Source organism: Pseudomonas sp. 300 (genome assembly GCF_055803035.1).
Genome location: NZ_JAVLRV010000002.1, coordinates 225,560 through 239,095 on the forward strand (window position 1 = coordinate 225,560; position 13,536 = coordinate 239,095).

Below are 13,536 nucleotides of genomic sequence, written 5' to 3' on the forward strand. Positions count from 1 at the left end.
GGGCGAAGATTTATCCCACAGCCACCTCTGACGGGAATATGCGAAATGACTGACTCACTTGAAATGCGCGCTCTGATTGTCGACTCGGCCAACGCGCCGCTACGCTTGGCTTCCATTCAACGGCCAGTGCCGGAAGCGGGGCAGGTGCTGGTGCGGATCAACGCCAGTGGGGTGAATCCTCTGGATGGGAAGATTCGTTCGGGCCAGGCCGCTCATGCGCGTCAGCCATTGCCGGCGGTGTTGGGCATAGATCTGGCGGGAGCCATCGAGTCAGTGGGGGAGGGTGTCAGTGGATGGCTGCCGGGTGATGAGGTTTATGCCATGGCCACGGGAATTGGCGGTGCGCAGGGTTCGTTGGCGGAGTACGCCGCGGTCGATGCCAGACTGCTGGCGCGCAAGCCAGGCAATTTGAGTATGCGTGAGGCGGCGGGGTTGCCGTTGGTATTGATTACGGCGTGGGAAGGGTTGGTGGACCGGGCGCGGGTGCGTGCGGGGCAAAAGGTGCTGATTCATGGCGGTGCGGGTGGTGTTGGGCATGTGGCGGTGCAAATTGCCCGCGCCTTCGGCGCCCAGGTGTTTGCCACCGGTTCTGCCAGGCATCAGGCAATCATCGAAGGCTTCGGCGCAACGTTTATCGATTACCGCCAGTCTTCGGTCGAGGAGTATGTAGCGCAACATACGGATGGGGAGGGCTTCGATATCGTCTACGACACGGTGGGCGGCGAGACTCTGGATGCGTCATTCAAGGCCGCGCGGGTTTATCACGGCCATGTGTTGAGTTGCCTGGGGTGGGGGCAACACAGTTTGGCGCCGCTCTCGTTTCGTGGTGCAACCTATTCTGGCGTGTTCACGTTGTTGCCGTTGCTCACCGGTGTCGGGCGCGAGCATCACGGGGAGATTCTTGGTGAGGCCGCGCGCTTGATCGAGGCGGGCAAGCTGAAGCCGTTAATGGATCCTCGGGCGTTCACCCTGCAAACCGCGGAGGCCGCCCATGAGCTGCTGGTTTCCGGAGCGGCTCAGGGGCGGTTGGTCATCGAGATCTAACGCAGGGCTTCAATCACGAAGTCCAGTCGATCCTGGCCGAAGAACAGCTGGTTATCGATGAACATGCTGGGGGCGCCGAACACGCCGCGTTGCACCGCTTTATCGGTGTTGTCCTTGAGCGCTGCCTTGACGTCGTCATCGGCGGTCAGGGCCAGCACTTCATTGGCATCAAAGCCGTTCTGCGCCAGCACTGAAGCGACGGTCGCCGGGTCATCGAGGCTGCGTCCCTCGACCCAAAGTGCTTTAAACAGGCAGTCGATGAATGCCTGAAAGCGCTCGGGATGGCGCAATTGCATGCCCGTGACGGCACGCATCAGCATCAATGTATTAATGGGAAAGTGTGGATTGAACTTCAGAGGCACGCCATAACGTTTGGCGTAGCGGTCCAGGTCCTGAAACATGTAGCGGCCTTTGGCCGGAATGGTCGCGGGGGACGCGTTGCCGGTGGCTTTGAAAACACCGCCCAGCAACATCGGAATGAAGATCAATTGGCTGTCGGTCTGCTCGCAGATTTTCGGCAGTTGGGTGTAGGCCAGGTAGGTGGCAGGGCTGCCGAGGTCGAAGTAGAACTCCACGGTTTTGCTCATGTTCAATGCGCTCTGTTTATTGTTATAGGGGAGGGCTTACCAGCGTTCGTTCCAGGGGCGCAGGTCCAGCTCGAAAGTCCAGGCGTCGCGGGGCTGACTGTGCAGGTACCAGTAGTTTTCGGCGATGTGCTCGGGATTGAGGATGCCGTCCTGATCCTTGGTGGCGTACTTCTCGGGAAAGGTCTCACGGATAAAGTCGGTATCGATGGCGCCGTCGATGACGACGTGGGCAACGTGGATATTCATCGGTCCCAATTCGCGGGCCATGCTTTGAGCCAACGCACGAATGCCGTGCTTGGCACCGGCGAACGCTGCAAAACCGGCGGCACCACGCAGGCCGGCGGTCGCGCCGGTAAACAGGATGGTGCCCCGTTGGCGCTGGGCCATGCGCTTGGCTACTTCACGGGCGTTGAGAAAGCCTGAGAAACAAGCCATTTCCCATATCTTGAAATACTTGCGGGCGGTTTCTTCGAGAATGCTGCAAGGCACATTGGCGCCGATGTTGAACACAAATGCTTCGATGGGCCCGATCTGGTTTTCAATCTGCTCGACCAGCGCAATTACCTCCTCTTCCTTGCGCGCATCACAGGCAAAACCATGAGCTTCACCGCCCTCGGCGTTGATGGCGTCCACCAACGGTTGGAGTTTGTCCGCGCTGCGTCGGGTAACGCACGCGACAAATCCTTCTCGAGCAAAACGTTTGGCAATAGCGCCGCCCGTTGCATCACCGGCGCCGACAACCAGTACGACCTTCTTGTTATTCATGGTGGCTCCTTTGCTAAACGATCGTTAACTAAACGAACGTTATGCTACGATTCGGCAAGCGTCAAGATGATCAACACTGAGGGCAAGACAATGCGTTACTCGGCCAATCACAAACTGGAAACCAAACAGAAGTTGCTGGAAAGCAGTGCGGTGTCGGCGAAGAAGTCGGGTTTCGCAACAGTGGGTGTTGATGCATTGATGAAAGCGATCGGCTTGAGTGGCGGTGCTTTTTACAGCCACTTTTCGTCGAAGGATGAGCTGTTCGCTTCAATTGTCGAGCGTGAGCTGGCTCAAAGTCTGGAACGATTGGGGGCGGATCAGGGCCGTGAGAGGCTCGAACGCTGCCTGAGGCACTATTTGAGTATGTCCCATGTTGAACACCCTGAATCGGGTTGTGCCTTGCCGGCATTGGGCGCGGAAATAGCCCGTTCAGACATATTGATTCGCCAGCAGGCGGAGAACTGGATTTGTCGGCTACAAGAGAGTTGGGCGCGGATTCTGGAGAGCGACAGCCTGGCATGGGCGATTCTGTCGCAATGCATCGGGGCGTTGGTTGTGGCGCGAATGCTGGCCACCCCTGACATCCAGCGTACGGTACTGAAGTCCAGTTACGATGAGATCAGCCGTCAGATCGCCGGTCCGCGGACCTGAAGAGGCGGCCTATTTGCAGATGACAATCATGCTGCGGCTGGTATAGCCAGCCGGGTTGAGACCAAACGGATAATCGCCAGGTTCTTCCACGCCATCCCCTGACTTCGCGATGACCTTGTATCCCTTGGGCGCGCAGGAGTTGGCTGCGCTGGTGTAACACTTATCCCAGGATGACGACAGTCCGGAACAGTTGATATGCAATCCTTTCTTGCCGCGTTTGGTATGAGTTTCCGAAGTCGCTGCGCAGCCCGCAACTGCAAGTACGGCGATCAGTAGCACAATTCGTTTCATTGCTGTCCTTATAGCGTCCCCGGATCTTTGTGCCCGGGTCTGGCTGTGTTCGCTTAAGCTTGAAGCGTTCTGGTATCCCTGTCGTGAAAAATCCATGTCTGACACTGGGTTGCGGACCTAAACATGGCCTAATTGCGGGGTAAATACCAGACCTTCGTCAAATCCTGTATCAATCCACCGCAACCGCAGGCTTGGCGGTACTGCCCATGGTCATGGTCGCGCCCACGGAAGCCAGAATGATGCACATGATAGCCATCCACTGTGACAGTGAGAGGTACTCATGGAGGAACAACAGGCCTGATAGTGCACCGAATGCAGGTTCAATACTCATCAGCGTGCCGAAGGTCCGAGCTGGAATTCGGGTAAGGGCGACCATTTCCAGCGTATAGGGCAGGGCTGTGGACAACAGGGCGACGCCAATCGCTACAGGGATCAGCGATGGCGTCAGCAGTGCCGCGCCAGCATGCACAATGCCGATCGGCGCTACGAACAGTGCGGCGATCATGACGCCCAGTGCGGCAGTCTGTACGCCATTGTCTGCACCGGCCTTCTGGCCAAATAGAATGTACAACGCCCAACAGACCCCTGCGCCCAAGGCATAACCCGCACCGACCAGATCAATGCCGGCAGTCGTGGCACCCGTAGGTATTAACAGCAGCAATCCGACGGCGGCCAGGGCGATCCATAGAAAGTCGATCGCGCGCCGTGAGGCATAAATGGCGACCGCCAATGGCCCGGTGAATTCCAGTGCTACCGCGATGCCCAGAGGGACGGTGCGTAGGGACATATAGAAGAGGAAGTTCATGCCGCCAAGTGCCATCCCGTACACAATGACAGTGCGCAAGGATTTTGCTGTGAGCTTCGCACGCCATGGGCGCAGGAGCACCAGCATGATCACACTGGCGAAAATCAACCGCAGAGTCGTTGTCCCCTGCGCACCGATAACAGGGAACATGCTCTTGGCCAGGGAGGCTCCGGACTGGATCGACGCCATGGCTATTAATAGCAGGCCAACCGAGAACAGGGTCGAGGCAAGGCTGCGAGGTTGATTATTCATTGCGTGGCATCGTCCAAGGCAGGAAGCAAGAGTGTTGCTTTGTGTGTTGGGCAATATACTGCGCATTCCTGGAGGTCGCGTCTATATATAAGCGGGGTTTTTGAACATCCTGATAGAAAAGCGTAATTAGGTGTTGACGGCAGATTCTGGAAGTCTATAATTCGCCCCACTTCCCTCCGGTTTAAAACGTAAAGGATGTCTCCGGTTTCTACCCGGGCAAGCCCGCTCCCACAGGTTTGTGTGGCGTGCAAAAGATTTGTGTACGACATGAAACCCTGTGGGAGCGGGCTTGCCCGCGATGGCGTCAGTCCTGTCAACGCAAAGCTCAGCCCTGCTCGCCAAAAAACTCCACCACCGGCATCTGGCGCTTCATCAACACTTTCCCACCGCGCACCGAATACAGCGGCAAGCCCTGACTGCGAATGACTTCGTAATCGCTGTCCGCCGAAAGAATCAGCAAATTCGCCGGCCGTCCGCGTTCCAATCCATAACGCTCACCCAACGCCATGGCCTTGGCACTGTTGTCGGTGACCAGGTCCAGCGCACTTTGCAGGTTGCGATACCCGAGCATGTGACAGATGTGCAGACCCGCTTCGAGCACCCGCAGGATGTTGCCGTTACCCAGCGGATACCACGGGTCGACGATCGAATCCTGGCCGAAGCACACGTTCATCCCCGCTTCGAGCAGTTCATTCACTCGGGTGACGCCGCGACGTTTCGGGAAGTTGTCGAAGCGCCCTTGCAGGTGGATGCTTTCGGTGGGGCACGAAACAAAACTGATCCCCGAATGCCCGAGCAGGCGAAACAGTTTGGCGCAGTACGCGTTGTCGTAAGAACCCATGGCCGTGGTGTGGCTGGCCGTGACCCGCGAACCCATGTCGCGGCTGCGGGCTTCTTCGGCGAGCACTTCGAGAAACCGCGAGTGCGGGTCGTCGGTTTCATCGCAATGCACGTCCACCAGGCAACCGGTGCGTTCGGCCAGGTCCATCAGGAATTTCACTGAACTTACGCCCTGATCGCGGGTGTATTCGAAATGCGGAATCCCGCCGACCACGTCCGCGCCCATGCGGATCGCTTCTTCCATCAGCTCACGACCGTTGCGATACGACTCAATGCCTTCCTGGGGGAATGCGACGATTTGCATGTCGATCAGGTGTCGGGATTCCTCGCGCACTTCGAGCATCGCCTTCAGCGCCGTCAACTGCGGGTCGGTCACGTCGACGTGGGTGCGCACATGCTGGATGCCGTGGGCGGCGAGGGTCTGGATGGTTTTCCTGGCGCGGGTTTTGGTGTCTTCCTCGGTGATCGTCACCTTGCGCTCGCCCCAGCATTCGATGCCTTCGAACAGCGTGCCGCTCATGTTCCAGCGCGGTTCGCCGGCGGTCAGCGTGGCGTCGAGGTGAATGTGAGGTTCGACGAAGGGCGGCACCACCAGATTGCCGCCAGCGTCCAGATCATCGGGACCCAGGGTCGGCGCTTCGGTCTGACGGGCAATGTTGCTGATCAGGCCGTTTTCCAGGTGCAACTCATGCAGGCCTTCTTGGTTGCGCAGACGGGCGTTGATGATATGCATCAGGTGAATCCTTTTAGAGATCTTGTAATGGTGCGTTGGCGCTGCGGACACCGAGCAGGCTGGTCAGTAGCACATACGTTAGCGCGGCAGCGGCAATCCCTACCAGCGGCGCGACCCATGGCGAACCGAAAGCGGCGACTGTGCCAACCGCATAAGCGCCCAAACCGGACCCATTGAACGCCGGTAATTGCGCATCGGCCAGTCGAGGATATTGACCACGGTAGCGAAAGAAAAAGTCCGCCATGATCACACCGCCGATCGGCGGAATCACCGTGCCCAGCAGAATCAGGTACGGCACCAGCAGGTCGTACATGCCTAGCAGCGCCAGCAACGTGCCGATAACTGCGCCGGCCAGGGTCACGGTCTTGCGTCGGCCGGTGCGCAACAGATTGCAGCCGGCCACGGCGAAGTTGTAGATGGTGTTGTCCTGGGTGCTCCAGATGTTGAGCAGCAACATCGCCATCGCGGCCATGGCGAAACCTTGTATCAGCAGTACTTCAACCACGTCCGGTTGCTGGTAGACGATCGCCCCGTAAGCGCCGATCAGCACCATCAGGCCGTTGCCGATGAAGAAACCGATCAGGCTGGCCAGCACCGCGACGCGCGCCGAACGGGAAAAACGCGTCCAGTTGGTGGCTTGCGTGGCGCCGCTGACGAAGGTGCCAAACACCAGGGTGATCGCGGTCGACCAGTCCAGGGCGCCGGTCGGGACGACGGCCAGCAATCCATCGAGCCCGCCGACTTTCACCGTCGCAACCCACATCGACAGCATGAGCAGCAACATCATGGCGGGCACCGCGATGTACGACAGAATCTCGAGTCCGCGATAACCGACGTACGCCGTGGCGCAAAACACCAGGCCGAACACCACCATCAGGCCCAGAACCGTGCCATCGCTCAACTCGAAGTATTTGCCCAGCACCACGGCCGCCGTGGCCGTGCCCCAGGCGTACCAGCCGATCTGGGTGAAACCGAGGATCAGGTCGCTGAGCTTGCTGCCTATTTCACCGAAGCAGAAACGCCCCATCAGCACCGAATTGAGGCCGCTCTTGAAGGCGATGTAGCCCAGCGCTGCGGCGTAGATGCCCAGCAGCAGATTGCCGACGACGATTACCGCCATCATCTCGCTGAAACTGAACGCCACCCCGAGCTTGCCGCCGGCAAACATGGTGGCGGTGAAGAAGGTGAAACCCAGCAGCACCATGGCCGTGGAGGCGAGGCCTTTGCGGGCCTGCATTGGCACTTCGCTGAGGGGGTAGTCGTTGCCAGGATCGTTCTGCGTCATGTGGCGCTCCTTGCTGAATGGGTAACGCGGAGGGGGGCTGCAGTGGTCGTGCCAAGCGGGTGGATGTCGTTATGTATAGACGGGCGGAGATGACTGGAGCGGGGAAGGGCACGAAACCGGTGCAAGTGCAGGAACACAAGTGCCATGTGGGAGCGAGCCGGCTCTCTCCCACAGGGGCAGGTTGGTTTCTTCAGGAGGAGGGTAGGAACCGCAACAACGCCGCGACGATGGCTTCAGGCGCATCTTCCTGCACCAGATGCCCGGCATTGGGGATTGGGTGAAACTGTGCCCCCGGAATCATCTGCTGCAGCGCGCGGCCACGTTCGATGGGAATCCACTGATCATCTTCACCCCAGAGAATCTGCACCGGGCAACGAATCGTCGGGTACAACCCTTCGATCTCACGGGTATAGCGCTGATCCATCTGCGCGATCTGCCGGTAAAACGCCGCTTGCCCCGGATCGCCCAGCCACGGTTGCACATACGGCGCGAGTTCATCATCGGGGATGTCGCGCTTGATCGCCCCGCGAACATAGGCCGGCACAATCGCCCGCTGAATGTAATCGGGTACGCCGCTGAACGCCGCTTCGTGCTGGCGCACATGCTGCACAAACGGCGAACCCCACGGCGTCAACGCCACCGGGTCGATCAGCGTCAGGCTGCGGTAGTCTTTGCCGTTCAGCAGATGCGCACGCAGCACCGTCGCGCCGCCGAAATCGTGGGCCACCACATCCGGGCAGTCCAGGCCCCAGTGCTCCAGCAGTTGCGTCAACAGTTCGTTCTGCACCCCCAGCGACACATCACCCTCGACCTTTTCGGACAGCCCATAACCCAGCAGGTCGAAGTAATGCACCCGGTGCGACGTGATGAAGTGCGGCGCAATCCGGTGCCACACATAGGAAGAGAACGGTGTGCCATGCACGAACACCAACGGCGGGCCGTCGCCACGCACGGCGTAACGGACGGAGTGCCCGTTGAAGCGATAGGTTTGAGCCAGCGGCCAGTCAGTCATGGGGACGTCCTCTTGGCAGGTACGAACCCAAAAGCATAGGCATAAAAAAACAGCCTATGAAGGCTGTTTTTTTACATCACTGACGAAAAGCACTTCTCTGCAGGAGCGAGCTTGCTCGCTCCTGCATGGATTTATTCGCCGTGATAGATGCAACCGCTGGTGCACGTCTCGTGAATACGGATCGCACTCAGCTCAGGCAACAAGGGCTTCAACTCAACCCAGATCCACTTGGCCAGCACTTCACTGGTCGGATTCTCCAACCCGGGAATGTCATTCAAATAGTTGTGATCCAGTCGCTCATACAGCGGCTTGAAGATCGCTTTGATCTCCGAGAAGTCACGAATCCAGCCGGTATGCGGATCAAGGTCGCCACTCAGGTGAATCGCCACTTTGAACGAGTGACCGTGCAGGCGGCCGCACTTGTGGCCTTCCGGGACGTGGGGCAGGCGGTGGGCGGACTCGAAGGTAAATTCTTTGAAGATTTCCACAGTGGTTTCAGCTCTGTCAGGTGGCGATCGCCGCAGCGATGTGGGCAGGCGGCGAGTTTAACAGTTTGTCCTGACTAAAGGGTCAGCAAGCGTTCGCCGAGTCGACCGTTGGCGGCCAGTTCGAGAAACTCATCGCCCAGCCTGCGACTTTCCTCCATCGTCGCACGCCAGTATTTCTGCCGGCTCGGCGCATCGCCCATGAAACGCTTGAAGTCGTTGCGGTCCGGCAGTTTGCCGTAGGGCAGGCGTGCCAGGTATTCCTTCGATGGCGCCAGTAACAAGACGTCCTGCAACCGTGCAGGGCAGGCGCGGCGCCATGGCAGGGTCTTGTCGAACCAGCCGGGAATCACCCGGTCGGTGAAGTGCGGATACAGCACGATGTCGTTGCCGCTGTAGGGCAGGTCGAGGTGATAGTCCAGCAGACCGCCGTCGCGGAAGGTTCCGGCGCCGGCGCCGGGCAGGTCGCGCACGCCTTCCATGACCATCGGGATCGAGCCCGAGGCGAGCAGGGCCTGGCGCAGGTTGCCGGCATTCAACGCGACGAAGCGCGAGGGGAAATCGTTCAGCGCATTGACCGGCGGCGCGAGGCGCGGGTCGTGGATGATCAGCCGCTCGAAATGCCGCGACAGCCGTGCGCGACCGCGCAGGTTGTCGGCGATCACCGACGACAGGCCCAACCCGAGACGACCGCGATGATCGTCCGCGAGCAGGCCGTGGCTTTTGACCACCATGATGTTGAGTCGGTAATGGGCGTTGTTCAAAATCGCCGCATCGCGGCCGTCGAGCAGGTCATCGAGCATGCGCTGCGAGCTCTGGCTGATCTGCGCCATGGTCACGCCCTTGGCGAAATTCTGCTCGGTGTACAGGTGGCCGAGACGGCGAATGCCTTCGGCTGCGTCCGGCAGGCACGCACTGGCAAAGCGCCAGGAACCCACCGAGGCGCCGATCAGCGACCGTTCACGCGGCGCGGCGGGTAGCCATTCGCCGAACAGCGCCAGGTCCAGACCTTGAATCCCCAACGCCTTTGGCCCACCGGCGGCGCCCGGCAGCGTGCCGACATCGGCGGCGTTCAAACCGTTTTCACGGATGCGCGCGAAGGCACGCGGGCCGGCCTTGAGGGTCAGGGAGGGGAACTTGATGTGGATAGCAGTCATACCGGTCTCGATGTCTGGCAAGCGGGCGGATTATAAACAGCTGTGCGTGCTGCAAACACAGGACCTGCGATGTCGAGTTGCCATCCATGATGATGGCAATTCAGTTTCAATTAAGTTCGACTCGCTAAGGTGGCCGCCGTACGCAACACATAAAAAATACGGAGACACCCCATGAAAACCCTGACTGCCCTGTTCACCGCCTCCATCATTGCCATGACCGCCAGCCTCGCCCATGCCCGCGACCTGGGCCCGGACGAAGCCCTGCGGCTGCGCGACGCTGGTACCATTGTGTCTTTCGAGAAGCTCAACGCCACGGCGCTGGCCAAACACCCAGGCTCGACGGTCACCGAAACCGAGCTGGAAGAAGAGTACGGCAAGTACATTTATCAGGTGGAGTTGCGTGACCCACAAGGCATTGAGTGGGACCTGGAATTGGACGCCGTAAGCGGGCAAGTACTCAAGGATCATCAGGATACGTAATGAAGGTGTGTTCATTTTCACGCATGGCGCTGGTGCTTCTGGCGTTTTGCTCGGTCGTCATGGCCCGCGACCTTGATCAGGACGAAGCCCTGCGCCTGCGCCAGCAGGGCGTGATCCTGCCGCTCGAACACGTGGTGAAGCAGGCGCTGGACCGTTATCCCGGCTCCAAACTGCTGGAAGCCGAGCTCGAAGAGAAACACGACGTCTACATTTATGAAGTCGAGCTGCTGACCACTGAAGGTGTGGTCCGTGAACTGGACCTCGATGCCACCACTGGCCAGTTACTGAAAGACAAGGAAGATTGACCGATGCGATTGCTGCTGGTGGAAGACCATGTGCCTCTGGCCGACGAACTGATGGCCGGCCTCAACCGCCAGGGCTATGCCGTGGACTGGCTGGCCGACGGTCGCGACGCGGTGTATCAGGGCAGCAGTGAACCTTATGACCTGATCGTTCTCGATCTCGGTCTGCCCGGTTTGCCGGGGCTCGAGGTGTTGGCGCAATGGCGGGCGGGGGGGCTGGCCACGCCCGTGCTGATCCTCACCGCACGCGGTTCCTGGGCCGAACGGATCGAAGGCCTCAAGGCTGGCGCCGACGACTACCTGACCAAGCCTTTCCACCCTGAAGAGCTGCATTTGCGCATTCAGGCGTTGTTGCGCCGATCCCATGGCCAGGTCAATCAACCGACGCTGCAGTCGGCCGGATTGCACCTGGACGAAGGCCGCCAATGCGTGACCCGCGACGGCGCCGACATTCAGCTCACCGCTGCGGAATTCCGTCTGCTGCGCTATTTCATGCTGCACCCCGAGCAGATCCTCTCCAAAAGCCACCTCGCCGAACACCTCTACGACGGTGAAACCGAACGCGACTCCAACGTGCTGGAAGTCCACGTCAATCACCTGCGGCGCAAGCTCGGGCGCAGCGTGATCGAAACCCGTCGCGGCCAGGGTTACCTGTTCGGCGGGCAAGCGCAGTGAGGTCGATCCAGCGCCGCTTGAGTCTGGGGTTGATCAGCGTGATGGTGATCGTCGGCCTGGTGCTGGCGCAAACCAGCCTGTGGTTGTTCGAAATGGGCTTGCAGCGCTACCTCGAAGCGGGGCTGCGCAACGACAGTGAAAACCTGCTGGTGGCGCTGGTGCGCGGGCCGCAGGGCTTGCAGCTGGATGAGCGACATCTGTCACCGGCCTACCTGCGGCCGTTTTCCGGGCACTACTTCCGCATTGATTTTGCCGACAGCCATTGGCGCTCCCGTTCATTGTGGGATCAGGAATTGCCGCGACTCGAACATCCAGGCTTGCACAGCAACCTGCAACTGGGGCCGGAAGGCCAGCAGTTGTTGGTCTTGCGTTCGGACTATCGCCGACTCGGCCAGTCGATCTCCATCAGCGTCGCCCAGGATTACACGCCGGTGCGCGACAGTTTCAAGCGCATGCAGCAAGTGGGGTTGGGACTGGGGTTGGCGGGACTGCTGTTGATTCTGCTGTTGCAGCGGATCACCGTGCGCCGCGCCTTGCGTCCGCTGGAAAAGGCCCGAGAGCAGATTGCTCAGTTGCAGCAAGGCCAGCGTTCGCAACTGGATGATCAGGTGCCGGTGGAACTTGAGCCGCTGGTGGCGCAGATCAACCATTTGCTCGCCCACACCGAAGACAGCCTCAAGCGTTCGCGCAATGCGCTGGGCAACCTCGGGCACGCCTTGAAAACCCCGCTGGCGGTGTTGTTGAGCGTGGCGTCCAGCGAGAAACTCGACGCCCATCCCGAGCTGCGCAAGCTCCTCAAAGACCAATTGGAACAGGTTCAACAACGCCTCAATCGCGAACTCAACCGCGCGCGGCTGTCCGGCGATGCGCTGCCGGGGGCCTTGTTTGATTGCGATGCGCAACTGCCGGGATTGCTCGCCACGTTGAACATGATCCACGGCGAACACCTTGAACTGAGCTATGGCGCGCCGGCCGGTTTGCAGTTGCCGTGGGATCGCGAAGACTTGCTGGAACTGCTGGGCAATCTGCTGGACAACGCCTGCAAATGGGCGGATGCCGAGGTGCGGTTGAGCGTGGTGGAGACGGCCGCAGGGTTTGAGTTAAACGTGGAAGATGATGGACCGGGCATTCCCGAGGACCAGCGTGATCAGGTGTTCAGCCGGGGCACGCGGCTGGATGAGCAGACGGATGGGCATGGGTTGGGACTGGGGATTGTGCGCGACATTGTCGACACATGGGGCGGGGTGTTGCGGCTGGAGGAGAGCGAGTGGGGCGGGTTGAGCGTTGTCATCGAACTGCCCAAGCGTTGACACTGTTCTGAAAACCACCGAGTAATCTGTGGGAGCGGGCAAGCCCGCTCCCACAGGTAGTTTCTGTGGATACAAATCTGCGTTAAACGCGGAACTGATCCATCAGACTCTGCTGCTGATTCGCCAGACTATTCAATGACTGGCTCACCCGCGCCGACTCATTCGCCTGTCCCGACAACGATTCGGTCACGTCCCGGATCGTCGCCACGTTGTTGTTGATCTCTTCCGCCACCGCGCTTTGCTCTTCCGCCGCGGAGGCAATCTGCAGGTTCATGTCGCTGATCACTGTCACTGCGTCGCCGATCTGGCGCAACGCTGTGACAGCCTGGCCCACCTGCTCGACGCTGCCCTGGGCCTGACGGTGACTGTTGTTCATCGACCCCACCACATCCTGCGTGCCGCTCTGCAACTGCTCGATCACCAGACGGGTTTCCTCCACAGACTCCTGTGTGCGCCGCGCGAGGTTGCGCACTTCGTCGGCGACCACGGCAAAACCGCGCCCGGCCTCACCGGCACGGGCCGCTTCGATTGCGGCGTTCAGGGCCAGCAGGTTGGTCTGTTCGGCGATGGCGCGGATCACTTCCAGCACCGAGCCGATTTTCTCGCTGTTGGCCGCCAAGCCTTCGACCTGCACCATCGCTGCGCTCATGTCGGCGGCGAGGTTATCGATGCTGGTGGTGGTCTGGTCGATCACGGTCAAGCCACGGCGGGTGGCGTGATCGGCATCGCGCGCCGCTTGTGCCGCTTGTGCCGCGCTGCGGGCAACGTCCTGGGCGGTGGCGCTCATTTCGTGGGAGGCGGTCGCCACTTGATCGACCTGACGGTATTGCTGTTCCATGCCGGCGCTGGTCTGCGTGGCGAT

16 protein-coding genes are annotated in these 13,536 nt (G+C 60.0%); 6 read left to right on the forward strand and 10 right to left on the reverse strand.

The features are described 5' to 3' along the window. The first annotated feature begins 45 nt into the window (after nt 1-45). Nucleotides 46-1,044 carry a zinc-dependent alcohol dehydrogenase family protein gene (locus Q7W83_RS07095; RefSeq protein ID WP_150635775.1) on the forward strand — a complete coding sequence of 333 codons (999 nt, stop codon included), beginning with the start codon at nt 46-48 and terminating at the stop codon, nt 1,042-1,044. On the opposite strand, the gene Q7W83_RS07100 is transcribed toward Q7W83_RS07095, so the two are convergent. Beyond that, entirely contained in the window at nt 1,041-1,631 is a 591-nt protein-coding gene (locus tag Q7W83_RS07100; protein WP_150632161.1) for a 2-hydroxychromene-2-carboxylate isomerase, read from the reverse strand. The genes Q7W83_RS07095 and Q7W83_RS07100 overlap by 4 nt on opposite strands. 36 nt (nt 1,632-1,667) lie before the next feature. After that, nucleotides 1,668-2,396: an SDR family oxidoreductase gene (locus Q7W83_RS07105; protein ID WP_150632160.1), complete on the reverse strand. Its 729-nt coding sequence runs from the start codon at nt 2,394-2,396 to the stop codon at nt 1,668-1,670. A 90-nt stretch (nt 2,397-2,486) separates the two neighbouring features. On the opposite strand from Q7W83_RS07105, the gene Q7W83_RS07110 reads away from it, so the two are divergent. After that, on the forward strand, nt 2,487-3,047 hold the full coding sequence (locus tag Q7W83_RS07110) for a TetR/AcrR family transcriptional regulator (RefSeq protein WP_150632244.1): 561 nt from the start codon (nt 2,487-2,489) through the stop codon (nt 3,045-3,047). 9 nt (nt 3,048-3,056) lie between these two features. On the opposite strand, the gene Q7W83_RS07115 is transcribed toward Q7W83_RS07110, so the two are convergent. From Q7W83_RS07115 to Q7W83_RS07145, 7 genes are all read right to left on the reverse strand, one after another. Then, nucleotides 3,057-3,338 (reverse strand): hypothetical protein, encoded by a 282-nt coding sequence (locus Q7W83_RS07115; protein ID WP_150632159.1) that lies wholly within the window; start codon nt 3,336-3,338, stop codon nt 3,057-3,059. A 169-nt stretch (nt 3,339-3,507) separates the two neighbouring features. Further along, complete coding sequence (gene rhtA / locus Q7W83_RS07120) at nt 3,508-4,395, reverse strand: threonine/homoserine exporter RhtA (protein WP_150632158.1); 888 nt, start codon at nt 4,393-4,395, stop codon at nt 3,508-3,510. Between the two features lie 325 nt (nt 4,396-4,720). Further along, nucleotides 4,721-5,968 carry a cytosine deaminase gene (codA, locus tag Q7W83_RS07125; RefSeq protein WP_150634253.1) on the reverse strand — a complete coding sequence of 416 codons (1,248 nt, stop codon included), beginning with the start codon at nt 5,966-5,968 and terminating at the stop codon, nt 4,721-4,723. A 13-nt stretch (nt 5,969-5,981) separates the two neighbouring features. Next, nucleotides 5,982-7,253 carry a cytosine permease gene (gene codB / locus Q7W83_RS07130; RefSeq protein WP_150634252.1) on the reverse strand — a complete coding sequence of 424 codons (1,272 nt, stop codon included), beginning with the start codon at nt 7,251-7,253 and terminating at the stop codon, nt 5,982-5,984. Nucleotides 7,254-7,443: 190 nt separating this feature from the next. Next, entirely contained in the window at nt 7,444-8,265 is an 822-nt protein-coding gene (locus Q7W83_RS07135; protein WP_150634251.1) for an alpha/beta fold hydrolase, read from the reverse strand. 131 nt (nt 8,266-8,396) lie between these two features. Continuing rightward, nucleotides 8,397-8,753, reverse strand: coding sequence for a 6-carboxytetrahydropterin synthase QueD (gene queD / locus Q7W83_RS07140; protein ID WP_150634250.1), 357 nt, complete (start codon nt 8,751-8,753; stop codon nt 8,397-8,399). A gap of 74 nt (nt 8,754-8,827) precedes the next feature. Continuing rightward, a complete protein-coding gene (locus tag Q7W83_RS07145; protein ID WP_150634249.1) occupies nt 8,828-9,907 on the reverse strand; it encodes a patatin-like phospholipase domain-containing protein in 1,080 nt (359 codons plus the stop codon). Nucleotides 9,908-10,078: 171 nt separating this feature from the next. On the opposite strand from Q7W83_RS07145, the gene Q7W83_RS07150 reads away from it, so the two are divergent. Genes Q7W83_RS07150 through Q7W83_RS07165 form a run of 4 tightly spaced genes read left to right on the forward strand, consistent with a single transcriptional unit; the run spans nt 10,079 to nt 12,674 of the window. Continuing rightward, nucleotides 10,079-10,387 carry a PepSY domain-containing protein gene (locus Q7W83_RS07150; RefSeq protein ID WP_150634248.1) on the forward strand — a complete coding sequence of 103 codons (309 nt, stop codon included), beginning with the start codon at nt 10,079-10,081 and terminating at the stop codon, nt 10,385-10,387. Continuing rightward, nucleotides 10,387-10,692: a PepSY domain-containing protein gene (locus Q7W83_RS07155; protein WP_150634247.1), complete on the forward strand. Its 306-nt coding sequence runs from the start codon at nt 10,387-10,389 to the stop codon at nt 10,690-10,692. The genes Q7W83_RS07150 and Q7W83_RS07155 overlap by 1 nt, the downstream gene beginning before the upstream one ends. 3 nt (nt 10,693-10,695) lie before the next feature. After that, nucleotides 10,696-11,364: a response regulator transcription factor gene (locus tag Q7W83_RS07160; RefSeq protein WP_150634246.1), complete on the forward strand. Its 669-nt coding sequence runs from the start codon at nt 10,696-10,698 to the stop codon at nt 11,362-11,364. After that, a complete protein-coding gene (locus Q7W83_RS07165; RefSeq protein ID WP_473655837.1) occupies nt 11,361-12,674 on the forward strand; it encodes a sensor histidine kinase in 1,314 nt (437 codons plus the stop codon). Before Q7W83_RS07160 ends, Q7W83_RS07165 begins: the two co-directional genes overlap by 4 nt. 82 nt (nt 12,675-12,756) lie before the next feature. Here the strand turns inward: Q7W83_RS07165 and Q7W83_RS07170 are convergent, their stop codons facing one another. Continuing rightward, entirely contained in the window at nt 12,757-13,512 is a 756-nt protein-coding gene (locus tag Q7W83_RS07170; RefSeq protein ID WP_412071767.1) for a methyl-accepting chemotaxis protein, read from the reverse strand. Nucleotides 13,513-13,536: the final 24 nt, after the last annotated feature.